Origin of the sequence: Cohnella herbarum (assembly GCF_012849095.1) — a bacterium.
GTDB classification, from domain to species: domain Bacteria; phylum Bacillota; class Bacilli; order Paenibacillales; family Paenibacillaceae; genus Cohnella; species Cohnella herbarum.
Map to the genome: position 1 here is coordinate 4,705,904 of NZ_CP051680.1, position 25,074 is coordinate 4,730,977.

23 protein-coding genes and 1 pseudogene are annotated in these 25,074 nt (G+C 41.4%); 6 read left to right on the top strand and 18 right to left on the bottom strand.

Annotated features, from left to right (window positions below):
• Positions 1–26: 26 nt before the first annotated feature.
• The 4 genes from rfbD to HH215_RS20110 form a co-directional block, all read right to left on the bottom strand.
• Complete coding sequence (gene rfbD / locus HH215_RS20095) at positions 27–875, bottom strand: dTDP-4-dehydrorhamnose reductase (RefSeq protein WP_169281512.1); 849 nt, start codon at positions 873–875, stop codon at positions 27–29.
• Positions 872–1,852 (bottom strand): dTDP-glucose 4,6-dehydratase, encoded by a 981-nt coding sequence (gene rfbB / locus HH215_RS20100; protein ID WP_169281513.1) that lies wholly within the window; start codon positions 1,850–1,852, stop codon positions 872–874. Before rfbB ends, rfbD begins: the two co-directional genes overlap by 4 nt.
• A 13-nt stretch (positions 1,853–1,865) precedes the next feature.
• The gene (gene rfbC, locus HH215_RS20105) at positions 1,866–2,417 is read right to left on the bottom strand and encodes a dTDP-4-dehydrorhamnose 3,5-epimerase (RefSeq protein ID WP_169281514.1); all 552 of its coding nucleotides are present in this window, start codon (positions 2,415–2,417) and stop codon (positions 1,866–1,868) included.
• A gap of 161 nt (positions 2,418–2,578) precedes the next feature.
• Positions 2,579–3,076 (bottom strand): hypothetical protein, encoded by a 498-nt coding sequence (locus HH215_RS20110; protein WP_169281515.1) that lies wholly within the window; start codon positions 3,074–3,076, stop codon positions 2,579–2,581.
• 184 nt (positions 3,077–3,260) lie between these two features.
• Here HH215_RS20110 and HH215_RS20115 point away from each other — a divergent pair, with 184 nt between their 5' ends.
• The gene (locus HH215_RS20115) at positions 3,261–4,187 is read left to right on the top strand and encodes an NAD-dependent epimerase/dehydratase family protein (protein ID WP_169281516.1); all 927 of its coding nucleotides are present in this window, start codon (positions 3,261–3,263) and stop codon (positions 4,185–4,187) included.
• Positions 4,188–4,251: 64 nt separating this feature from the next.
• On the opposite strand, the gene HH215_RS20120 is transcribed toward HH215_RS20115, so the two are convergent.
• The 6 genes from HH215_RS20120 to HH215_RS37075 all read right to left on the bottom strand — a co-directional run bounded on the left by HH215_RS20120 (position 4,252) and on the right by HH215_RS37075 (position 10,671).
• A complete protein-coding gene (locus HH215_RS20120) occupies positions 4,252–5,622 on the bottom strand; it encodes a sugar transferase (protein ID WP_169281517.1) in 1,371 nt (456 codons plus the stop codon).
• Between the two features lie 69 nt (positions 5,623–5,691).
• Positions 5,692–6,432 (bottom strand): acyltransferase, encoded by a 741-nt coding sequence (locus tag HH215_RS20125; RefSeq protein ID WP_169281518.1) that lies wholly within the window; start codon positions 6,430–6,432, stop codon positions 5,692–5,694.
• A gap of 14 nt (positions 6,433–6,446) precedes the next feature.
• Positions 6,447–7,679: a glycosyltransferase family 4 protein gene (locus HH215_RS20130; protein ID WP_169281519.1), complete on the bottom strand. Its 1,233-nt coding sequence runs from the start codon at positions 7,677–7,679 to the stop codon at positions 6,447–6,449.
• An 85-nt stretch (positions 7,680–7,764) separates the two neighbouring features.
• A complete protein-coding gene (locus HH215_RS20135) occupies positions 7,765–9,132 on the bottom strand; it encodes a hypothetical protein (RefSeq protein WP_169281520.1) in 1,368 nt (455 codons plus the stop codon).
• 38 nt (positions 9,133–9,170) lie between these two features.
• The gene (locus HH215_RS20140) at positions 9,171–9,917 is read right to left on the bottom strand and encodes an ABC transporter ATP-binding protein (protein ID WP_169281521.1); all 747 of its coding nucleotides are present in this window, start codon (positions 9,915–9,917) and stop codon (positions 9,171–9,173) included.
• Positions 9,918–9,921: 4 nt separating this feature from the next.
• Positions 9,922–10,671 (bottom strand): ABC transporter permease, encoded by a 750-nt coding sequence (locus HH215_RS37075; RefSeq protein WP_169281522.1) that lies wholly within the window; start codon positions 10,669–10,671, stop codon positions 9,922–9,924.
• Positions 10,672–11,015: 344 nt separating this feature from the next.
• Here HH215_RS37075 and HH215_RS20150 point away from each other — a divergent pair, with 344 nt between their 5' ends.
• Genes HH215_RS20150 through HH215_RS20170 form a run of 5 tightly spaced genes read left to right on the top strand, consistent with a single transcriptional unit; the run spans position 11,016 to position 16,815 of the window.
• Positions 11,016–12,287, top strand: coding sequence for a hypothetical protein (locus tag HH215_RS20150; RefSeq protein ID WP_169281523.1), 1,272 nt, complete (start codon positions 11,016–11,018; stop codon positions 12,285–12,287).
• A 23-nt stretch (positions 12,288–12,310) separates the two neighbouring features.
• A complete protein-coding gene (locus tag HH215_RS20155; RefSeq protein ID WP_169281524.1) occupies positions 12,311–13,195 on the top strand; it encodes an NAD-dependent epimerase/dehydratase family protein in 885 nt (294 codons plus the stop codon).
• Between the two features lie 51 nt (positions 13,196–13,246).
• Complete coding sequence (asnB, locus tag HH215_RS20160; RefSeq protein ID WP_169281525.1) at positions 13,247–15,163, top strand: asparagine synthase (glutamine-hydrolyzing); 1,917 nt, start codon at positions 13,247–13,249, stop codon at positions 15,161–15,163.
• Between the two features lie 24 nt (positions 15,164–15,187).
• A complete protein-coding gene (cysC, locus tag HH215_RS20165) occupies positions 15,188–15,787 on the top strand; it encodes an adenylyl-sulfate kinase (RefSeq protein ID WP_169281526.1) in 600 nt (199 codons plus the stop codon).
• A gap of 50 nt (positions 15,788–15,837) precedes the next feature.
• Positions 15,838–16,815: a sulfotransferase domain-containing protein gene (locus tag HH215_RS20170; protein ID WP_169281527.1), complete on the top strand. Its 978-nt coding sequence runs from the start codon at positions 15,838–15,840 to the stop codon at positions 16,813–16,815.
• A gap of 421 nt (positions 16,816–17,236) precedes the next feature.
• Here HH215_RS20170 and HH215_RS37190 read toward each other — a convergent pair.
• The 8 genes and pseudogenes from HH215_RS37190 to HH215_RS20220 form a co-directional block, all read right to left on the bottom strand.
• Positions 17,237–18,306 (bottom strand): annotated as a pseudogene (locus HH215_RS37190) (IS3 family transposase).
• Positions 18,307–18,517: 211 nt separating this feature from the next.
• A complete protein-coding gene (locus HH215_RS20190; RefSeq protein WP_310735491.1) occupies positions 18,518–18,922 on the bottom strand; it encodes an ATP-binding protein in 405 nt (134 codons plus the stop codon).
• The gene (locus HH215_RS20195) at positions 18,870–19,049 is read right to left on the bottom strand and encodes an ATP-binding protein (protein ID WP_169281531.1); all 180 of its coding nucleotides are present in this window, start codon (positions 19,047–19,049) and stop codon (positions 18,870–18,872) included. Before HH215_RS20195 ends, HH215_RS20190 begins: the two co-directional genes overlap by 53 nt.
• Entirely contained in the window at positions 18,971–19,411 is a 441-nt protein-coding gene (locus HH215_RS36105) for a DDE-type integrase/transposase/recombinase (protein WP_217362230.1), read from the bottom strand. Before HH215_RS36105 ends, HH215_RS20195 begins: the two co-directional genes overlap by 79 nt.
• Before the next feature lie 1,055 nt (positions 19,412–20,466).
• Complete coding sequence (wecB, locus tag HH215_RS20205) at positions 20,467–21,543, bottom strand: non-hydrolyzing UDP-N-acetylglucosamine 2-epimerase (protein WP_169281532.1); 1,077 nt, start codon at positions 21,541–21,543, stop codon at positions 20,467–20,469.
• Positions 21,544–21,554: 11 nt separating this feature from the next.
• Positions 21,555–22,904, bottom strand: a complete 1,350-nt coding sequence (locus HH215_RS20210; protein WP_169281533.1) for a nucleotide sugar dehydrogenase — start codon at positions 22,902–22,904, stop codon at positions 21,555–21,557.
• Positions 22,901–24,022, bottom strand: a complete 1,122-nt coding sequence (locus HH215_RS20215; RefSeq protein WP_169281534.1) for a DegT/DnrJ/EryC1/StrS family aminotransferase — start codon at positions 24,020–24,022, stop codon at positions 22,901–22,903. Before HH215_RS20215 ends, HH215_RS20210 begins: the two co-directional genes overlap by 4 nt.
• A gap of 5 nt (positions 24,023–24,027) precedes the next feature.
• Positions 24,028–25,053, bottom strand: coding sequence for a Gfo/Idh/MocA family protein (locus HH215_RS20220; RefSeq protein WP_169284490.1), 1,026 nt, complete (start codon positions 25,051–25,053; stop codon positions 24,028–24,030).
• Positions 25,054–25,074: the final 21 nt, after the last annotated feature.

Here is a 25,074-nt window from a genome sequence, read left to right on the forward strand (position 1 = left end):
GGAGGATGCTACTGAAACAGCGACTTTCATGATAAAAAATGACGTAAAGCCTCCTTCCAGTGACGAAGCGGTTTGAATCCCGCTTCGATCAAGGAGTTTGGGCTTAGCACGGAATAAGCGGGTCTTGGAGCAGGACGGGGAAATTGTAACGTTGAACAAGGTCTCACAGTTATTCCCTCTATTCCGGCTTCCTTAAAAATCGTCTGCGCGAATTCAAACCATGTACAGACCCCCTCATTAGATACGTGATAGGTTCCATATTGATCGGATCGTACGAGTTCCGCAAGGAGGACAGCTAGATCATAGGTATACGTCGGAGCCCCGAATTGATCGTTCACTACGGAAATCTCCTGGCGTTCATTAGCTAGTCGGAGCATGGTCTTTACGAAATTATTGCCGTATTTTCCGTAAACCCATGATGTGCGTACAATAAATACTTTAGAACAAGTTTCCGAGGCTATTTGCTCGCCTTCCAGCTTTGTCCTACCGTACACGGATCGGGGATCTGTTGGATGGGATACTTCATAAGGCATCGTTTCCATACCGTCAAATACATAATCCGTACTGATATAGCAAAATATTGCCCCTATCCGTTCGGCAGCCTCAGCCATATTTTTCGTTCCCGTGACATTTACGGCATATGCCAGATCCGGTTCGATCTCCGCTCGATCTACTGCCGTGTAAGCAGCGACATGAAGAATTACGTCAGGTTTGCGTTCGTCAACGATGCGCCGGCATTGTTCCGCATTTGTAATATCTAGATCGGAACGCCTACAGCCTATCACCTCATCTTGATTATTTTCCAATCGGACGAACTCTTGACCTAACTGTCCTCCCGCGCCGGTCACCAGTATCCGTTTGGAGGAATCGTTCATAATTGATAAGCTCCGGTAGCGATTCGGTTCAACCATTCCCCGTTTTCCCGGTACCATTTAATAGTTGATTTAATACCCGTTTCGTACTCGTACTTAGGCTGCCAACGAAGTTCATTGCGAATCTTCGTCGCATCAATCGCATAACGACGGTCATGACCTAACCGATCCTCGACATAATGTATTAAACTCTCCGGCTTGCCAAGCTCTTGGAGGATCGTACGGACGACTTGCAGGTTCGTCCGTTCATTGTTCCCCCCGATATTGTAAATCTCCCCAGCGCGCCCTTGATGAAGCACAAGAGCAATTGCATTGCAGTGGTCTTCCACGTATAACCAATCCCTAATATTTAAGCCGTCCCCATAGACAGTTAAAGGTTTATTATCCAGTGCGTTGCGTATCATAAGAGGGATAAGCTTTTCCGGAAATTGATAAGGGCCGTAATTGTTGGAGCACCGGGTAATATTGACGTGCAAACCATACGTCTCGTGGTAAGCGCGAACGAGCAGATCTGCCCCTGCTTTGCTTGCGGAATAAGGACTATTCGGAGCAAGCGACGTCACCTCTGAAAATAACCCCTCTGCCCCAAGACTTCCATACACCTCGTCCGTGGAAATTTGCAAAAACTTGGGCACTTTGTATTTTATCGCTAGATCCAACAATGCTTGCGTGCCAGTAATATTCGTCCTTACGAATATCCCAGGATCCGTAATACTGCGATCCACGTGAGATTCCGCGGCAAAATTCACGATAGAGTCAATGCCATCAGCGAATAAGATCTCCATGGCATCCGAATCCGCAATGTCCGCCTGGATGAAACGATATTGCCGGGACACCTCGACGTTGGATAAATTATCCGGATTGCCGGCATAAGTTAGTAAATCCACATTCACGATCTCATAGGATGGGTGCTCTCGCCTCAAATAATGGATGAAGTTGCTGCCGATAAATCCGGCCCCTCCCGTTATAAGCAATCTCATGCTTCTCATCCTTTTAGTAAACAAAATTATTGTGCGCATTCAATAATCCGGGATGTCGTGAATCCTTATCCGAAAGGATAGGCGCATTCGTAGGCCATTCGATTCCGATCGTGGGATCGTTCCATAGGATTCCTCTATCCTGCTCCGGGGAGAAGAAATTGTCTACTTTATATTGAACTTCCGTATTTGGAGCCACCGTGCAGAAACCATGCGCGAAGCCGCTAGGAACGAACAACTGTCTTTTGTTCTCCGCCGACAACTCAAAGCCCTCCCATTGCCCGAAGGTAGGAGACCCTTTTCGAATATCTACTATCGCATCGAAGATCGAACCTGCTGTTACTCTAACAAGTTTACTCTGAGCTTTCGGATTGAGCTGGTAATGCAGTCCGCGTAAGACTCCCACCTGGATAGATAAAGAATGGTTGTCTTGCACGTAGGTATTTGGCAACCCTATAGCAGCATACCCCTCAGCATGATAACTCTCCATAAAGAAACCCCGATGATCCTCGAAGAGCGACGGTTCAATGAGTTTGGCACCCTGAAGCTTACTTTCTATAACCTTCATTCAATCACCCGACATTTGACAAATTACCGCTTTTCTCGGCATCGTATATGATATTCATGGGAGCTTTACGTTGCTCTTGGGTTGGTGCGGCTTCTTCAGAACGCAAAAAACTACCAAGCTTGTTTGCCCGGCAGTTCACTTTAAGGATATATTTATAATTGCTATTGCAGAAGTTTATACTCGCCGCGAACCAATACAATGAGACCCTTCGATTGCTTAGGATCCGCCTCTACGCCTCGTTCTCCTCTTGGGTTAAGAATGAGATGATTGTTTCCAACAGTTTTGCCGGGACTAATATCTAAACCGTCGGTTAAATCGGATAAACCATTCTTATCCCCACTATATGCGATCGCTTTGCCCGATCTTACGATCATCTCGCCGCCGTCACCGACAATCAGCTTCGATCCCCACGGCACAGTGACGACCTCCAACTTCGCAGACCCTCCGCCACTACCGGATGAGCCTATCTTTGCTAGTTCCTCCTTGACGAGCTTTGCAACCGCTGCATCAACATAGCCCTTGGTCACGATGGGATCGTCTACGGATCCGGGATTAGAATTGCCATCCGCTTCGACAGTCGACATTATCCCAATTGTACCTATCGTAACAGCCAGCACGGCCGTCGCACCCCAAACCGCCCATTTCTTCGATTTCTGCAAGATTCATCTCCCCCGTTTCGACAAACTATATGTTTTTCTACGTTGTTCAATGCGCAAAAGTTGCGGTACACCTGTAAAACAAAACTAGTATCTAGCAAGAATTAGTTAAGTGTTAATCGTATTTCTCAACACTATCTTTGTTATAATGACTTAAAAAGAATGCGCCAGAAGGAAGGGTTCGTGCATGAACGTTTTAGTAACTGGAGGAGCGGGATTCATAGCATCTAACTTGGTGGACTCGCTTCTGTATGAAGGATATAGGGTTACGGTAGTCGATAATCTCACAAAGGGAGATTCAAGCCACGTTTCTGCAAAGGCGAGTTTCTACCAAGCTAATATACTGGATAATAAGTTAGATCGGATTTTTTCCGATACTTGCCCTGAAGTTGTTTTTCATTTCGCGGCTCAAGTGGATGTGCAGACTTCCATGAACCGACCAGAACATGATGCCATGTCTAATATCATCGGAACGATAAACGTTCTGCAATGCTGTATTAAATATGGAGTAAAAAAGATTATTTATGCCTCCACTGCAGCCGTTTACGGTGTGCCTAGTTTTATACCTCTATCGGAGGAGCATCCCAAAAACCCAATTTCTTTCTATGGAGCTTCTAAATATGCACCGGAAAGATATATTGAACTTTTTTCCGAACTGCACGGTCTTGATTATACGATTCTCCGTTATGCCAATGCTTACGGAATGCGCCAAGATCCTAGTGGTGAAGGCGGCGTTGTCTCTATCTTCTTGTCCAAGCTTCTTAAAGGAAAACCTATCGTTATATTCGGTGACGGAGAGCACACAAGGGATTTTGTTTATGTGAAAGACATCGTTGCTGCCAATCTGGCTGCAATCTCAGAAGGACGGAACCAGATTTACAATGTGAGCTGCAATCGTCAGACATCTATCAATCAGCTATTACGTTTGATATGTAAACTTACAGGTAGATCGTTTGAACCCATGTACTCCCCTGCTCGTAAAGGCGAGATTATTCATAGTTGTTTGAATAATACGAAAGCCGTTCTTGAACTTGGGTGGAAACCCCAGTACGATCTCGAACACGGGTTACAGGAAACCATCAACTATTATAGAGAAAACTTAATAAATACATAACAAGCGCACATTCTGAATGTCTAACCATTGCACACGGTGTAAGGGCGTTCAGAATGACAACTTCTTATGCATCCATCTTCATTGCATTGTTGGGTTTAGTTAGTTCCGTCTTTTGTTTATGACCCTCTGATTTGGTACGATCCATCACAACCGACAACGTTCTTAGAATAATAACGATATCCATCCAGAGCGAGTAATTGCGGATATAGTATAAATCGAACACTAATTTGTCCTGTACGTTGGTCGTATAGTTCCCCATAATCTGTGCATACCCCGTAATCCCTGGCTTTACGGTATTCCGGTATTGATAGGATTCATATTGTTGATTCAATGTTCTCGTGAAGAATTCTCGCTCCGGTCTCGGTCCAACGATTGACATTTCGCCTTTTAACACATTAATAATTTGCGGAATCTCATCTAGGCGCCATCTTCTTAGAAACCGACCGACTCTTGTAATCCTCGGATCATTTTGAACCGCTAAAGTCGGCCCCGTATGTACTTCTGCGTCTTCTACCATCGTCCTAAACTTAAGAATCGTAAATACCTTATTGTTCTGACCGATTCTTTTCTGCTTGTACATTACGCTTCCGCGCGGACTATCGAGTTTGATTACTATGAACGTCAACAACATAAGCGGAGTAAAGAAGATCAGTCCAATACCGGATAGAAGGATATCAAACACACGTTTAATAAATCTTTCGTCTATCGTGAGCCCGAAAGGTTTGACAGCCATGACCATCGAATCATCTAATTGTGTAATCGCCGACTTTGATAATAGTAAATCATACAGCGATGGGACGACATAGATAATTTTATTGGCTTTCATTGCATGATATAGTAATTGCGTTCTTTTCTCTTGATCGGTATTCGAACTTAACATGATGCTATCGTGATCCTCAATCAATTGAAAGATGCGCGAGAGTTCAGTATTCGGTTGAATATGTGTAATTTTCGTTCTAAGTGTTGACGTCTTGATTTGAGAGACTAGCTTAGCCGCCTCTTCCTCGTCGGCTACTAATAACATCCGTATTTTCTCATTCCGGTGACCGAAAAATACAAATGTCGATTTCCACAAGCTTAAGAATAAAAGAGATAGTATATAAGCAATCAGGATAACCGATCTTGGCAGTGCAAACTCCCTGAATAAGAATGAAATAGACATCGTTAGAAAAGACAGTAGCGTCATGGATACAAATAAGCTTCGTATCATATCCCAGATCGTCTTGCGATTTATTGAGTAGAGTTCATTAATGGATAAAAAGAAAAGCGCCAGTAGCGCAATCCAAGGCATAAGAGATACGAATGATTCCCAATTTCGTTGAGGAATTTCGTCATAACGCAAATAAAATGCAGCTATGTACGCGAGCATAATAAGAACGATATCAACGATAAGCAATAACGATTTAAGGGTTTTCTTTTCTTTCATGTTTGACATTCAATACTCTCCCGACTCAAGCCTGATGAAGTAATTGTATCATAACTTGTCGAACAGCAAGAGACTATTTCAATCCTTGAGTAGTTGCTCCGGGTCAACGGGTCGTAACTCTTTGACTGGATTTCCAACGTACACCATGCCGGATTTCAACGTTTTTCTAGCCACGCTCCCCGCTCCCACAACCGCCTCCGACTCAACGATCACGCCTGGTAGCAGTGTCGCATTGGCAGCAATACGTCCTCCGCGTTTGATGGTACACCCCTTAAACGCATTGAAGCGTTTTTCAGTGCGGCCAATATAGTTATCATTGCTGGTCACAACCCCCGGGGCAACGAACACATAATCCTCAATCGTGGAAAACGCCGTGATATAGGCATTCGTTTCGATTTTGCAGTAAGCTCCAACAGTTGTCTCATTTTCAATAGCAACGTTACGGCCAATGATTGTTTGCTTACCGATCGTTACTTTTTCACGGATCGTTGCCAAATCTGCTACAAAAACCTCATCGTCCAATTTTGCATCTTTGTAAATGACGGCATTCGTTCCGATCGTGCAACGTTGACCTATAATCGTCGGAGGGTAATCACTCTGGGCTTTTAGAATCGAGCGCGCTGCTCTCATTGGTTTTTTACCGATAACGACATTATCGTGAACGATGCAGCCGTCGCCGATCACGGAATCCTCATAAATAATAACGTAGTGGCCGATCGTGACATTGCTTCCAATACGTGCGCCCTCTTCGACGATGCAATTGTAACCGAAAGTCACATTCTCGCCTAGAGATGCGTCGGGATGAATGTAATTCGCCATGGTATCGTTCACTCCTATCTATTTTTTGTATGTACTAGGGTTTGTAACATTGCTGCAAGACTTTCCGTTTGCGCTTTGCGTGAGAAGTGCATCCTCACGTACTCGGAACTTTTTTGCTTCGGCGGTTTATGGTTCATAATGCTGCGAATCACCGTTGGCAAGAATGCTTCTTCCGGCTCTTTCATATTGCCATACCTACCGTATCCGTGCCTATCAAGAAACCGCCCTACTTCGCCTGCCACCGTGGAAATAATCGGCTTGTCCTGCAGCATGTAATCGAACAATTTATTCGGTAACGCCCCTTCGAACAGAGGGATGTCTTTTAAACAAATCATATAGGCGTCCGCAATGGATAAATACGTCTGAACATCAGATTTCGGGACCGCGGGAAGAAAAACAACTTGATGTAAATGTTGCTGTTTGGCCAATTCTATTAATTCCGACTTCTCGACTCCCTCTCCCATCAGGACGAGTTTGAGGCTAGTCTCATTTTGAAGGCACTTCATAGCTTCCAGCAGTTGCGCCAGATTATTAGCAGGCCCATGAGCTCCGGCATACATTATGATCTTGTCATAAGGTGCAAAGCCTAGTTTCTCTCGAAGCGAATTCCTATCCGCAATTTGCCGTCCCTCTGTCTCCAAGTCAACGCCGTTCGGAACAAACGCAACTCTTTCCCGCGGAACGCCGCGTTCGACTAGCTTCTCCACAATTCCTTCTGTGAGTCCGATCACGTTGTCGGAGTGGCGGTATAGAAATCTTTCCATCCTCTTGAGGATGTTGACTATGAACTTCCTGTCGTCGCCAGTGATATGCACCAGAGAATCTGGCCACAAATCCCTAACTTCAAGGACAAACTTCGCCCCGCGGCATCTGGCAATCATCCACGAAGCAAAGGCAGCGAATAAAGGCGGCGATGAACCGATAACTACATCTGGTTTCTTCCTTCGAAAAACACCTTTAAAAAACAAGGTGGCTGCATACAGCAGCATGTTTACGACTCGGGCGGCACCATTGTCTTTATAGGCTTTGCTCGCCAACCATACCATCCGGAAGCCTTCCAGCGTTTCTTCGTAGGTTTTGAACCGCTTGTCAAAACGGAACGTTTTGTTGTGGTGTATGAAGTTGCTGCCCCATAACGTAACATCGAAATAGGGAGACATATACTTAGCCAACTCGTAATGCCGCGTACTGGCCGGATAGTCGGGGGTTACGGTATATTGATTGACGATCCACACCTCAGGTTTCATCGTCGTGTACCCGTTAATTCTTTATTCCGCCGAAGTGAAAGAAAGTGTTTGTTAACACTCTTATAATTTGAATGATCATTTATTTTCACTTAAAAACAACCTTCTTTAGCCGCATCTTAATTTTATAGGGCAGCTTCGACCAAAGTATCCTTATCAATGAATATCGCTTTGAAATAAGAAATGCATGCGGGTTTTTCACATAAAAAAACGGATACTTCTTATTAAATTCTTTAGGGTCAGGCTCTGAAGTACGATGCATGTGTAAAGCCGCAGAAACCTCTGTAAACCCTTTATTCGCTTTACTTTCAAGATAATTGCGGTCGAAAATTTCCTCGATTTGCAAAAAATTGTCTTCAATTATCTCATCAAAATTCTTAATAAAGCTCTTGTAGCTATTGTTAGGATTAAGCGCGACTTCTGCATACGCATTTGCAATGATTTCAGCTAATCGTTCATCGTCTTTTAAATATGCAATGACCTGCCCCATATTGCTGTGGTCTTTCTCTAATGGAATATAATGGCGCCATGGAATCAGTAGTCCCGAGTAATCTCCTTTGTACAATACGCATGCGGTACGTAGAGTGATAGCTTCAAGTACCCTTGGAGAGATCTGCGATAAATCGTAAATGTCTTCTATGTCTTCAAAAAACTTCTTTTTGAGTTGTTCATAGTGATGCTCTTCATTTTTTTTCGGGGCCTTCTTAATCAAAGAGGAATAAGTTTCTACCCTAGCAGAAACTTCGCCCGTAAAATCAAATATGCTCGCTCCGCTTTCTACACCCAATACAGCTTTAGAGTTTCGAATTAGTTCAATCCATTGAGATCCATATAAGCGGTCATTCTCGTCCGAACTAATATTTGTTCTAAGCCCTAATTTTTTCGCCTCTTCATTAAAGCGCTCGCCAATGATCCACTTTTCACGACCTAATCGTCCGTGCCAAGCCGGATATTTCCTGCCGCGGTAGCTGATGTCGAATTTCCGTTTGGAAAGCCTTCTTGGAGGATAGATAAGCAAGTCTTCGTTAATGTATCCAGTCAAAACTTGAATTTTCTTTAGCTTTGGCAATAGGCTGGTCGGGTAGACATCTTCAATATGTTTTTCTGGTACACAGGTAAAAAGAATATCCGCTTCAATTTGATTAAGGGAATCTATCGTTCTTTGGATTGATCGGTATTCATCCTGAATAAATACAGCTTTGATTCCTTTATATTTCTTCAACTGATATCGGGTCTTTTGGGAAGCGTATGCATCCACCGATAAAAAAATGGAATAATGGACGATAACCGCATCGAATTGGCCCAACTCCAATTCGCCGTCGAGATTCCCTCCATTTCTCACCAGCTGTGTATAAACAAAAATGTTGTGCTTTGAAAAATTGTAAAATGCATTAATGTGATCAGATACCATTGCAGCATTATAGGGATCATAATTACAAAGCAACAGGATATTCATAGTCCACCACGCTTATAGTTAATTTTTGCATACACACTCTAAAGGACATGCTTATTCCGATCATAATAATCAATCGCATCATCGATGTTACCTTCATATACGATTTTCCCTTTGCTGAAAACCAGGCCCTTATGGCAAAAATCCCTTAGAACAAAATACGCATGGGAAGCTAAAAAAAGCATTTTTGTTTGGCCTACTTTATTCAGCATTCTTTGTTTCGCTTTATCCAGAAAATGGTTGTCCCCTACTCCGATGATTTCATCAATCAGCATGATATCCGTATCAATCGAAGTAGCAATGCAGAATGCTAATCGGACCCGCATTCCCGCTGAATAAGTCCTGAGAGGTCGGTATAATGCCTCACCCAATTCCGTAAATTGCTCTACATCTTTAACCACATGACTTATCTCACTTTGTTTAAACCCCAGCACAGAACTGGCAATTCGAATATTCTCATACCCGGTGGCCTCGTCATCCATGCCAAGATAAAGATCGAATAAGGTCGATGTTTTTCCCTCTGTGTATATATTCCCCCTCGTAGGCAAATAAACGCCAGCCAGCATTTTTAAAAACGTTGTTTTTCCTGCGCCGTTCGAACCTATAAGGCCAATTCTTTCACCATCTTGGAAACTTGCATTAATGGGGCTCAACGCTTCGAATGTTAACTTAGACTGTTTGTGCTTTTCTGAGTTGAATCTAGAAACAATCCATGAGCGTAAGCTTCCGGAATCCATCAACCCAATTGGAAAATCAATACCGGCATTCTCAAGTGTAATACTTGCCATAGGATCACAACCAATACATAAAGTTTCGTAATTTTCTTGAGGAAGTATAGGCCAGGAGTAAGATAAAGACAAAAAAAGCAAATGAAATCATATACGATTCGATGGATGGCACTTGACCAAGCAGGGGAGACCTTATTAGGTCAACAAGATGTGAAAATAGGTTCCACTCGGCTAAGTAGTCCCTCGATTCAAGAACCTTTTTATTCCATACGATTGGGGTTATTAAAAAAAGAATGTTCATTAACGATGTTACGACCTGAACGACGTCTCTGAATCTAGCGCAAATTAAAGATAAAAAAATGCCTAGAGTGATTACAATTACACAATTAATAATAATGCCAAGAATAGTAGGAAAAATTAATACATTTTGAAGTTGGCCAAAATAAAGAAGGCATAAAATTAAAACAATCATATTATGGAGGAATATAATCAGATGACGCGATAGAATACGCACATTAATCAAAAAAATAGGTATTGGCTTGGATAGCAAGAGAAACTTATTCGAGATCAAGCCATTACAAGATTCCATAATGACTCCACTAATAAAGTACCATGCAACTATACCGGCAGCAATATAAGGAATAAATTCATTAATCTCCACTTTAAATATTGAACTGTATATCACACCCATCATTGCAATCGATAAAAAAGTCGTTGCAACAAGCCAAAATGGGCCAAGTACAGTTCTTCTATATCGCCCCTTAATATCAATCCAACCCAAGTAGAGCCACTGGAGAACCGAGTATAGTGACATAATTATTAGCCCACCTTTATGAAAATCTTGATTCTGAGAAGAAGGATCGTCAGTCGCCCTTCATATTAATCTTATTCCGGAAATCTATCAAGCGATTCGGGAATCTATCTGGATTCCTTAATCATACATACAATTATTGCATTCTACACCTAATAGTTAAAGGCTGAATTTAGTTTGCGATAGACAACGGACAACGGAAAGCCTATAACCGATGATTTACCATGAATATTCTTTTACAATCATGTGTATTTGACAGGCACTGCTAACAACGGGTAAAATCAATACGTTATACTATCAATCATGTAACTCTATATAGTAAATATAGGTAGCTAGGGGATGAACCATTGTCCTATAACATATTAATTATTTACCGTAGTTTACATTATCCTGTTCGTAATTCGATTAATGAACACTTATCTTCTTTTGAGAATTATACCAACCACCGAATCTATTACCTAAACGCATTGTTTGTATTAAAGATCCCTTGGTACTTAAAAATAATCAAATTCGATTTAATTATTTTCCATACAACTTTTCTTGCTGCCAGATGGAATTCACGGCGTTTTGAGAAATTATTGAGCAAATTGATCTTCTTTAGTAAGTCTAGTGCGATAAAAGCTATTCTACCTCAGGATGAATTTGTATACACAGACTGCCTAAATAATTTGATCAATCGTTTCAGTATCGATTATATATTTACCGTCTCTCCTGAGTCCGAATGGAAAAAAATCTACAGCAATGTTGATTTTGAAAATGTAAAAATTGAACAAGTGCTTACCGGATATATTGACGACAAGACGATCGATAAAGTTCATACTTTAAAAGAGCAGATTCAAAAGAGAGAAATTGACGTGGGTTACCGGGCCTGGAGGGCACCCCCGTGGCTGGGTAAACATGGATTAACTAAAGTAAAAATTGGCGAAGTATTCAAGCAAGCTTGCGATTCAAACGGACTTTTCTCCGATATATCTAATGAGGATAAGGACACAATTTACGGGGATAAGTGGTTAGAATTCTTATTGCAATGTAGATTTACGATAGGTGTAGAAGGTGGAGCCAGTATCTTGGATCCGACCGGTGACATCAGAAAGAAGACTGAAAATTATTTATCAAAAAATCCGAAAGCAAGTTATTCGGAAGTAGAGGAGCATTGCTTTCCGAGTCTCGATGGAAATTTGGATTTATTCGCAATTTCACCTAGACATTTGGAAGCATGTTTAACGGAGACATGTCAAGTGCTTCTTGAAGGCCACTATAATGGCATCCTTAAGCCGGGTTTACACTTCGTTGAATTAAAAAAAGATTATAGCAATTTAGACGAGGTTATTAGCATAATCAAAAATGACAAGAAACGAAATGAAATCACTGAAAGAGCCTATTCCGACATTGTTCAAAGCGGCAAATACACGTACAAGAAATTCGCTAACGAGATTGTTCTCAAATGTCTGCATAACTCCAACTCGCTTCAGCATCAAGACAATCATACTCGATCTTTAGTTGATAAAGCGGGAAAAACATGTAACATTATCTCGGAGTACCTATTAAGAAAAGTTGGAAGACCCCTATATTACTTGTGGCGGTTTTATAAAGCTTACATAACTGTAATACGGGCATAATTTAATTTTGGAGGGAATATTTCATGAAAATTTTGGCGATTGGTTCGGAAGGAAATATCGGAAAGGAATTAGTAAAATACCTTCGCAAACAAAACCATCATGTAATTGAGTGCGATATTATTCCGGGCTGGAGAAAAGATTATTACCAAGCGGATATCAATATTGCAATTGATTTGATGGACGTATTTATGAAAGAAAAACCCGATGTTGTTTATTTATTAGCTGCAATGGTTAGTCGTGTAACTTGCGAAGCGAGCAGCGGTTTAGCTGTAGAGACAAACCTTGTGGGCGTAAATAATGTCATTCAACTATGCAAAAAGTTTGACTCCAAGATGGTTTATTTCTCAACTTCCGAAGTATATGGCAATATTCAAGGATATTTGGACGAAGATACTACGGTACCTCAACCTAATAATCGATACGGTTTAACGAAATACCTCGGAGAAAAACTAGTTCAATATGAAGCCCTAAACAATGGATTGAAAGCGGTAGCTGTGAGGCCCTTCATGTTTTACCATGAAGATGAGACGCGAGGAGATCATCGTTCGGCAATGATCCGGTTTATTGAGGGCTTGTCCAACCGTAAACAAATCGAAGTACATGTTGGTAGCGAACGGGCTTGGTTCCATCTGGACGACGCTGTAAGAGCGCTTGAAAAGGTAATTTATCTTAAACAATTCGAAATCATAAATATCGGATCGGATGAATTTGTAAAAACTGAAGACCTTGCAAAATTAGTTGCAACAGAACTGAACGTTAATCTTGAAGAATATGCGAACTTCATAGAATTGCCAAATAAAATGACACTGGTTAAACGACCAAAGTTGGATAAAATGAAAAACCTTTTGGGTATAGTTCCGGAAGTTGGTTTAGCAGAGGGAATCAAGCGAGTCCTGTCGAAATTCTAATTCTCTCCTTAAAGATCTAAGTGACAGTTCTGATAAATGAGGTAAAAAATCATGTGCGGGATTGTTGGGATATACGATATTACTGGAAACCCAATAAACGAAATTAACTTAATTAAAATGAGAGATGTACTAACTCATCGGGGACCGAATGATACCGGAATTTATACGGATCATAATTTTGGATTAGGTTTCAGAAGGTTAAGTATTATCGATATAGAGAACGGCCATCAGCCTATGACAACGGTTGATGGCCGTTATACCATTGCATTTAACGGTGAAATTTATAACCATGTCGAATTAAGACATCGTCTTATTGCAGAAGGACATACTTTTATTACGAAATCCGATACTGAAGTATTATTGCAGCTATTTGTACAAAAGGGTTTTGCATGCTTACAGGACCTGAATGGAATGTTTTCCTTTGCAGTTTGGGATTCCAAGAGCAAGGAATTATTTTTCGCAAGGGATCGCATTGGAATTAAACCTTTCTACTATTATTTTGATCGCTCTCGTTTTGTATTTGCATCCGAGATTAAAGCGATTATTGCCGATGATTCTATCCCGCGAGAACCTAATTACGAGGGAATTTCAGATTATCTTCATTTTATGTACATACCGGACGAGAAGACTTTTTTTCAAGGAATTAAAAAACTTCTTCCGGGCCATTTTGGTACTCTCAATCTTAATAAGGGACTTACAATATCGGAATATTGGGATGTCGACTATTCAATAAATAATAAATCGGAAAAGGAATACATTGTTGAGTTACAGAACCTTCTCACGGATTCAATAAAGTTGCAATTACGAAGTGACGTTCAGATTGGTTGTCACTTAAGCGGCGGCTTGGATTCCAGTACAGTAAGCTGCTTGTCATCCAATCAGATCGCCGCGCCCCTGATGACATTCACGGGGAAATTTAGTGAGTCAAAATACTTTGATGAAACCAAATATGCTAAGATCGTCTCTAAGCATGCGAATACGAATTATATCGAGGCTAGCCCGGAAGAAGGATATTATAGAACAGTTTTGCCGAAGTTAATATGGCATATGGACGAACCTTGCGCTGGACCGGGTATGATATCGCAGTTTCTGGTCAGCGAGAAAGCAAGTAAACATGTTCGTGTTGTTTTGGGCGGACAAGGCGGAGATGAATTATTCGGGGGCTACAACCGTTATTACGTCTCATCCGAGCTAAAAGGTCAAAAATTAACACCAAAAATCATCTCTAAGTTTAGAATACTGAGAAACAACATTAATCAACACGGAATAAAAAGAACGATTCAAAAACTGAGAAAAACAATGGAGAGTCAGGCTTCAGCCCATTTAACATTTAATGATATATGGACCAAAATGAATACCCGCATTGATCTCTCACACCCCGTAGTCTCGAACAAGTTCAAAGAAAGAATCGTCACATATGACAGTAAGCAAACTTTTCTAAAATATTTAAATAAAAGACAGGATCTTAGTAATTTTAATAAGATGTTGTATCATGATTTGAAGAGCTATTTGCCAGCTTTGCTGCACGTCGAAGATCGTACTAGTATGGCAGTCTCACTAGAATCTAGAGTTCCGCTATTGGACCACAGAATTGTCGAGTTTGCCGCAACTATTCCATTGGATATTAAAGTAAAGCATTATGAACCAAAGTATATCTTGAAGAAGGCAGTCAAAGGTATTATTCCCAAAAAGATTATAAGTAGAAAAGATAAAAAAGGTTTTCCTACCCCGATTGAATTTTGGATGAGAAACGATAAAAAACGACTTGAGAACATCTTGCTTGATGAACGTTCAACGAAAAGAGAACTTTTTAATCCGAAGGAATTAAAAAACTTGTTGAATTCAGGTGATCAACCCCTTTTTATATGGATGTTGTTGAATGTAGAATTATGGTTCCGAATTTTTATTGATAATGATGTTGAACTGACGCCTAATGACGGTAGTATAACGGAATTATGCAACTTATAGATTGTCGTTTAAGGGTGGGTTGATATGGTGAGGTCAACAAATATTACTTGGCATGATGGGCAAATAACTAAAAAAAATCGCCAATCCTTAAAAGGGCATAAAAGTGCCGTGTTATGGTTCACAGGTTTATCCGGTGCCGGAAAGTCTACCTTATCCGTTGCAGTTGAGGCTGCACTATATCAAAGAGGGATTCACACTTATGTCTTGGACGGAGACAATGTACGCCATGGGATAAACAAAAATCTTGGATTTAGTCCAGAAGATCGTACAGAAAACATCCGTCGAATAGGCGATGTATCAAAGCTAATGGTTGATGCAGGTTTGATGACATTATCAGCATTCATTTCGCCGTATCGAAATGACCGCGAAATGGTAAGATACAACTTCGAAGAAAATGAGTTCATTGAGATTTATGTAAAGTGCAGTATTCATGAATGTGAAAATCGCGATCCTAAAGGTCTATATAAAAAAGCCCGTGAGGGAATTATTAAAGAGTTCACAGGGATTAGTGCTCCCTATGAAGAGCCTATAAACCCGGAACTAACTCTTGAAACGGATAGGTTAACTGTAGAAGAATCCGTAGAAATCATTATTAATTATTTGGAAAGAACGAAAATGGTTTAACATAGTTAATTCAGGACAACAAACTCTCGAATAAGGAGTTGGTTATTTCTATGATACAAAATCTTTTCCGCAAACTAGGTTTCACATTAATTCGTAATGTTAAATATATTAACCTGCTTCTCGAAAAAGAGAGGATTTCAAATGAATTGGACCATGCCAGCATTAAACTTTCTGAATTAAATACGATTCACGAGTCTATTTCAGCACTTGCCGGAAGTGACTTTCCTATATATGTCGGAGCAAATAAAAAAACCTATTTTAACTCAACTCATGTTGAATGGACCGAAAAAGTATTAGTTCTATCCATTCCCAAAGCCGGTACTTACATGATGGGCGAAATCCTAAAACGATTAAGGTTTAAAGATTCAGGGGTCCATGCTGCAAAATGGGGGTTTGCCGATTTACGATTTGATCATAAAAGTAGTATCCTTAAAAATTTAGCGCAAAAAAACAAAGTAATTAATTTGTCAGATTACATCCAATTAGTGAGAAGCGGCGAGTACGTGCTTTCCCACTTGCCTGCTGACCCAGAGGTGTTTTCTACCTCGTCTGATTTTAAAAGTATTTTTCTGATTCGTGATTTAAGGGATTGTTTTGTATCATTCATGAGATATTCCGCCCAGAATGGTTTTGGATCCGCAATAGAAAAAGGCTGGAGTTCATTAGATGACAAGCGTCTGCAAATGGAAATGTTCGCAGAACTTGATGGCAGTGTATTTTTTGATTTAGCTAATCCGATGCTCGGATGGCTTAATGAAAGTGATGTATTAACCGTTCGTTACGAAGATATTGTTGGTGATAACGGAGATTTCAAAAAAAAGCAAGTAATCGAGGAAATAGCGAAATTTACAACGGGAAATGGTTCTCTTTTAAATACTGAAGACATCGAGGCTATTAAATCAACTGAAACCATTACTTCGTCGGGAAAGAGAACGGAATGGAAGGCATATTGGAGTGATAAAGTAGATGAGATTTTTAGAAATTTAGGGGGGCATGACTTAAATCGAATATTTGGGTATCATGATTAATATTCAATAGGCTCTACTTCCAAACAATTCCTTACCCCATGACGGAAAAAGCCATGGATTCTCTATTTGGATTGGCAGAGTAGCCCGAAAATATTACCGATAAAAACCTGTTGATAAGCTCAACGCTATCATCACAATGTATGTACAGTCTAGATCCGTAAACATCGGCTACTTGCGAATCTGGCATTTTTCATGTTATTAATCATCATGTTATATCCTCCCTTCTAGACAATCAGACAAGCCAGTTCATTCGATTTTCAGTAGCACTCGAATTTGTCCGTACTGCAGTAGCATATTCTTTATCTGCTTCCAAACGTTTAACTGAGTGCTCACGCTATCTTTTCATTGACAAAAACGTTGGTTAACTTTGCAATTAGCTCATAATTGAACCTCTGTCAAGATAGTAGACACAGATTTTTTCTTACGCTGCCTGACGAGGGTAAATACGTTCGTAATCAGAAGGCGTGTGGTATCCAATCTCAGAATGGATACGTTGGTTGTTGTAAAAAACTTCGATGTATTCAAAGATACTCTTTTTCGTTCCTTCTTCAGAACGCTGTGGAACGACTCGATGCAAGCGTTGTCGTAACAATTTCCCTTACGACTCATGCTACCTGTCATCTCATAAATCTTGAGTTACTTCTGGTAATCGTGAGATGCGTACTGGCTTCCGCGATCCGAGTGGTGCAATATAATCTTGCTCCTGGCTGTTTTCGGCCATGAGCCTGCCTTAAACCCTGAAATACCAGCTCTTTCGTCATCCACTCACTCATATGCCAACCGACAATTTCACGCGAGTACAAATCCATTACGCTCGCCAAATAAAGCCAACCCTCATCGGTGGAGACATATGTAATCTCAGTCACCCATTTCTCATTCGGTTTACTTGCTGTAAACTCCTTGTTCATTACGTTTTCTTGAACCGGTAGGGAGTGCTTAGAGTTGGTTGTAGCCTTGTATTTTTTGACGGTCTTGAACGAAACGGATCCCGTTTTTTTTCATAATGCGTTTGACGGTACGCTGTGAGACTGTGATGCCTTTTTGATGCTTTCGCTCAGTTATCTTAGGACTTCCGTATAGTTGCCGATTCTGGTCGTAGACTTCCTTGACTTGTTCAGTCCATTCCTTGTGCTGACGCTCGCGTTCACTCTCAGAGCGTCCTAGCCATTTGTAATAGCCGCTTCGAGACACTTCCATTACACGGCACATCTTTTCTAGTCGGTACTCGGAGCGGTGTTCGTAGATGAACATATATTTTACCGACGGTCTTTCGCGAAGAAGTGCATCGCTTTCTTTCAAGATTTCGTTCTCCTCTTGGAGATTATGAATATATTTTTGCATCTCTTTTATTCTCTAATCCTCTGGGACTAGCGCTTGTACAGCAACGATTTCCGGCTCACTGCCATACTTTTTCTCCTAGCCATATAAAATATTTGCATTAATATTTAACTCACGTCCGATCTCTGCTACCGATTTCCCACTCTCCTTTATATATTTAACTGTTTGCTTCTTTTACCCTTCATCATGCTTGATCTGTTTCATATTGTTACTGACGCCGCATAATGTCCGGAAATCTACGGTGTATTCTGTCCAGAACCTGACGGAATTATTGTCATTGAAGGGCAACAGCATTATTCTCTGTTGCCCCCGTTGTCAACAGCAAATGAATTTTACTCATTATCAACACTTGAATATTCCTCACTCAAGGGTTTATATCCACCCCCCGAGAGGGAATTTGAAAAATATCCATAAACTTTCTTTTCTTCTTGGGCTCCGATTTTAAAAATACTGCCTTTTTCTTCTTTTTAATTCGGCAACTTTGACCCTTAATATTGATCGTGCTGGAGTGTTGCAACAAACGATCAAGAATTGCTGTGGCCAACACGGAAACTCCGAAGATCTCACCCCAGCTCCCAAACGACTTGTTGCTAGTTAAGATATAATGATTTATCCTTTCCAATCTGGAAAAAGAAATGTGCAGCCGTGCCATCCATTTTTCGGTAACCAATTTCGGCAATAATGAGCAGGTCCGGCTTTGTACATGTCCGCATTCGCTACTTAATCGTATGGTTCTGATGCGCCAGTTGTAAGCTCTGAACCAGATCATGCGCAGTTACGAAGTACACGGTGTAACGCATCTGTAGTGCTTCGTAGGCTAGCGCGACAGCCAAATGCGATTTCCCAACACCCAGCGGTCCCAGAAAAATGGCCCGCACGTTCGCTGTCTTGTCCATCCGTGTTCTTGCTTGGAGAGATTTAGATCGTGTAAATCCGTGAAGGTTTGTACGCGAGGCCAGAAGTTCCTGCGTACATATTTCACGCCACTTTCAACTTTTCCCTTGGTTCGAGCGCGATAGGGGCGACACCGGCGCAAGACAAAGCCATGTTGATTTGCAAATTTAGTAAACCGCTCGTTCCATACCACCTCACCCTGGGCATCTAGCCCGGAAACGACCGTTTTCATGTTGTCATACAGACAGGTCTGTGTACGATCGCTGAAGTACTGTATGACGCGGAGATGGCAGCCCATTAACGTGTCGAGCCGCTCGTTTTCAGTAAACTCCACATACAACATACGTGAGTAACCCAAGACCATAACGAAAGCATATAAACGCTTATAGGTGCCATTCCACTTGGCTTTGAACAGCCCCCAGTCCTACTTAAGCTTGCTATCCCGGTGGCGTCTCATAGCGCTCAATCGCTTGCGAGATAACAACTGGGCGAAGCGGACTCATGAAGTGACGCAGCATTTTTGTTTTTCCGGCGAAGCCTTGCGCCTTGATCTCGTCGAAGAGGACGACAGCTTTGAGGCAACTTCCATGCGCCGTTCACTCAATCTTTGAACGGTTCCAGCAAGCAAGGTTTAATCGTCAGTTGGCGTTGATACGTTTCGGTTTCACTCTCTTTCAGCCAACTGCGAATCGTCTTCCGCCCCCTTCGAGCTCGTTCGCAATTTGAGAAATACTCATCCATTTTTGATGCATTTCTTTAATCATGAAGTGCTCCCCATTCTTGACCATTTTACTCTCTGCTCGAAGAGTATGTCGGCCTCAAGTGGGGAATTTTCAATTGCTGTTTATGGGGATTTTACCATTACTGCGTACATTTCGTCAGAGTACTCGATTTTCGAGGGCTATATTCTATGTAGAGTTAACTCTGAATGAGCGATTTGACACGCTCGTGGGCTGCCTTAAGAGACGTTCAAATAATTTTGGGGATCACGCAATGCCTAACAACATGAAGACCCTTGTCGCCGGGCTCGCCTACAAAGGCGAAGTCATTTAAAACGAGCCGTTCGTACGATTAACGGTTATAGGCCATAAGGCAAAAGGGTCACTCGCATCATTTATTCGACAATGTCGCCAAAATCCGATACCGCAAGAGCTGATTTAAAGAAGGGAATGCTGTTCTGAAAGTTTCGCTTGAGGGGATCTGAATAGTAACAAGTCGTCCGTAGTAAAGCCCAAGCCTAAAGTCGCATCCTGGTGGGTAGAGAAAAATTATTACTTAAACACCAGTACATTACATTAAACGATTCTTGATCGTTGAGCCAGTATCAATTGAAAAAACCACTGGAATTGGTGGTCTCGGATTGACCGTCAACTCAAGTGGCTGATGACACTTAACTATACTTCTGAAGTAGCATGTCTATTATTCAGTTCTCCAAAGTGTACGAATAGAACTAACTATTTTTTCTGAAGCTCTCCCGTCACCGAACAGATTTGGGATATATGGGCGTTCACATTCTCTTAAAATAGCATGGGCAAGATCGGGAGTGTCCGGATGGAGCAATTGGTTCCATCCACAATTAACCGTCTCAACCCATTCCGTCTCCGTTCTTAATGTATAACATGGAACTTGCAAGAAGTATGCTTCCTTTTGAACTCCTCCCGAATCTGTAATAATTCCTCTCGCTTGCTGTTCCAATAAAATCATTTCTAAATAAGATACTGGCTCTATTACACGAATATTTGATGATTCTAGAATATTTCCTAAGCCGTATTCGTTCATTTTTACTTTTGTTCGAGGATGAAGCGGAAGTATAACATCGACATTCAAATTTGACAATGCCAACAATATATTCTTCAACAAATCCCTGTTGTCCGTATTTTCAGCCCGATGGATAGTTGATAAATAATATTGCTTCGATTTCAATCCAAAATCCTCGATACAGTAGCGTTGTTGTGCCAACTCGATATTGTAAATCATTGCATCGTACATTACATCGCCCACTTGGTAAACCCCATTCACAATTCCTTCCTTTGAAAGGTTGGACACTGCAGTATCCGTGGGAGCAAAAAGTAACGTCGATATATGATCCGTCATAACACGATTGACTTCTTCCGGCATTTTTTTATTAAAACTTCTTAATCCGGCTTCAACGTGAATTATTGGAATATGCATCTTGGATGCTGCAAGCGCTCCAGCAAGAGTTGAGTTAGTATCCCCATATACTAACACTGCCTCCGGCTTTTCATCTATAAGCACGGATTCGATCATCTGCAACATTTGACCGGTTTGTTTTCCGTGTGTCGCGGAGCCTACACCCAAATTGTAATCTGGCAATGGGATGTCTAATTGCTGAAAAAAAACATCTGCCATATTGGCATCATAATGTTGCCCTGTATTTACAATTATTTCATGATATTGCTTTCTCAATACTCTCGAGACTGGTGCAACTTTAATAAATTGAGGGCGAGCCCCGACTACAGTTACGATCTTTTTCATGTCTATTCCTTTCACAGACGGAAATAGTTGTCCTTACTTGGACTTAGATGCTTCAAAGCATTTCGGGTATCGAGAATTTTCTTTGAATAACGCAAGATCGATTCATAATCTACGTTAGAATGATCGGTTGTAATCAGCGTAAGGTTTGCAGTTGCATAATCATCAGCTCCTACATTAACCGTCTCATAAACCCTCTTATTATGTTTAAAACTCTTCACATATGGATCACAAATAACTAATTCTGCACCTTTATACTCAAGAAGTTCTATGATCTTTAGTACTGGCGATTCCCGATAATCATCGATATCCTTTTTATACGCAACGCCAACGATAACGATCTTCGAACCGTTCAAAGCTTTTCGATCCATGTTGAGAATGTGACTCATCTTTTCTACAACAAACTCAGGCATCGCATTATTAATCTCGCCAGCTAGCTCAATCAGCCTTGTATGGTAGTTATACTCCCGTGCTTTCCATGTCAAATAGAATGGATCGATCGGAATACAATGCCCGCCAAGACCAGGACCAGGGTAGAACGCCATGAATCCATAGGGTTTAGTCTTCGCTGCGTCAATCACTTCCCACACATCGATGCCCATACGATTACACAAGATAGCCATTTCATTGGCAAGGGCTATATTAATGTGACGAAACGTATTTTCGTAGATCTTCTCCATCTCGGCAACGGCTGGGCTTGAGACTTGATGAATTTCGCCTTCTAACACTGCCCCATACATGGCTGCGGCTACTTCCGTGCAACGTTGCGTGACGCCTCCAACGACCTTAGGAGTGTTCTTCGTATTAAAGCTCTTATTGCCCGGATCCACTCGTTCAGGCGAATAGGCGAGGAAGAAATCCACGCCGCACTTGAGCCCTGATTTTTCAAGTATCGGTTTAACGACTTCTTCAGTCGTACCCGGATACGTAGTACTTTCTAGCACTACAAGCATTCCTGGCTTGAGATGCTTCATGATGGCTTCCGTTGAGGACTCCACGTAGCTTGTATCCGGTTGTTGATAACGATCAAGCGGTGTTGGAACGCAGATGGCAACCGCATCAACTTCATCGATGAAGGAATAATCTGTAGTGGCTTTAAGTAATCGATCATTGATGATAGTCTTTAGATCTGAATCAACCACATCGCCGATGTAATTAACCCCTTGATTAACCATATCTACTCGATTGGACTGAACATCGAAACCTATTACGCGAAATCCAGCTTTAGCTTTCTCGACGGCTAACGGTAATCCTACATACCCTAAGCCAACTACGCCAATTACAGCCGTTTTCTCGGCAAGCTTCTGCATCAACTGATCCGCCAGTGAAGCAGTTGCTAGTTGTTCTGCTGAAACCGCGCTCATTGACTCACCTTCTTCTCAAAGAAATTCCGGACGATACTAATTACGTAATTCTGTTCTCCATCTGTCATTTCCGGATACAATGGTAATGCTAAAGTCCGTTTGGATGCTTCTTCCGATACCGGCATACTACCTTCCTGGTACCCAAGGTCCGAATAAACTTCCTGTCTGTGTAGCGGAACTGGATAATAGACACCCGATGCTACTCCGTTATTCTCTAGATAACTTATCAATTCATTCCTATTATCGGATTGAATGATATAGAGATGATATACATGTCTGCGATCATCCTCTGCATAGGGGCACGTGATAGGAAGATCCTTAAGCGCTTCGTTATACCTTAAGCTCAACTCTTTCCTTCTTGTATTCCAGCCATCTAAGTACTTTAATTTTACGGACAGCATCGCGGCTTGCAAAGGATCAAGACGACTATTATAGCCGATCATGGAATGATAATACTTCGGATTACTTCCATGCGCTCTTAGGATTCTTAATCGTTTGGCCAGTTGCTCGTCATTGGTAACAATGATGCCACCATCCCCATACCCTCCGAGGTTCTTGGTTGGGAAGAACGAGAAGCATCCTACCGTTCCCATAGAGCCTATTCTTTTCCCTTTATATTCTGATCCAATAGCTTGACACGCGTCCTCTATGACATGCAGGTTATATTTATCTGCAAGCAATAAGATCTCATCCATATTGGCTGGTTGTCCGAATATATGTACAGGGATAATGGCTTTAGTTTTCTCGGTAATGGAATGTTCGATTTTGGAACAATCTATATTATAAGTTTTAGGATCGATATCGATAAATACCGGAATGGCACCTAATTGTGAGATTACTTCTGCGGTTGCAAAAAAAGTAAAGGGTGTTGTTATCACCTCATCGCCTGGACCGATACCTAGAGCATCTAAACTCAGTAACAGCGCATCTGTACCATTAGCCACTCCAATCGCATATTGAGCCCCGCAATAATCAGCGATTTCTTGCTCGAGTTTCTGGACGTGAGGTCCTAATATATAATTCCCGCTATCAAGAACATCGAACACCGATGTTCTGATTTCATCCTTTATGCTTTCATATTGTCGTTTCAAGTCTATCAATTGAATATTTTGCGTCATCTCAGTCACCTTTTATTAGTAGTAGATATAACAGGCCGTTTGCTTTCCGCTGCCTCGGTAATCGCATTAACCAACTTTACCGCGTTGAGTCCATCTTGACCGCCTATTATAGGCTGTTTGTCATTATTGATACATTCAATCATATCTTCGATAATCCATGCATGACCTGACTTTTCTTGCTGTTTTTCTCCTATATCCATTATGGTTTTCGTTTCGTCATCTGATAAACCCTCTATCACCAAATGTTCGAACTTATTAGCATGCGTCCCTCGGATAATAGCAGTCCCCTTCTCACCAAATATACTAATAGATTCTTCAAGGTTTTTAGGATAAACAGTAGTTGCTGTTTCAATGACTCCTAATGCTCCTGATTCAAAAGTAACCACGGCTACGGCTACGTCCTCGCACTCGATATCACGAAATCGTGTTGCCGTGTATGCTTGAAGCTCACCAACCGGCCCCATGAGCCAGAGTAGAAGGTCAAGGTTATGGATGGCTTGGTTCATCAGCACTCCGCCATCCATTACCCTTGTTCCTCTCCATGGCGCTTGTTCATAATACTCCTTATTTCGGTTCCATCTTACTGTTGCATTGATATGACTAATTTTCCCGAATTTCCCTTTATCCAATAGCTTCTTCAACTCAATCAAAGCCGGTCTGAACCGATTAGGATGAATAACGGCCAGCTTAACCTTATTCTTCTCGCATGCGTTCAATATATCTCTGGCATCTTTTTCGGATAGCGCCATTGGCTTCTCTAATATGATGTGTTTACCTGCATTTGCTGCCTTAATCGCCAGAGTTGCATGTGTTCCGCTAGGCGTACAGATATTAACCACATCTATTTTCTCATCCTGAAGCATAACATCAAAATCTTCGTAGGGAATCGCATTATGCTTATCTTGATATAATTTCATGTTTTCTTGTATTTTGTCGCATACAGCGTATATTCGTGCTGTTGGAATCCGCGCTATCGCTTCTGAGTGTTTCTGCGCGATAAATCCGCAACCAACTAATGAAAAATTTACCATATTTACCTGCTCTCTGATCAA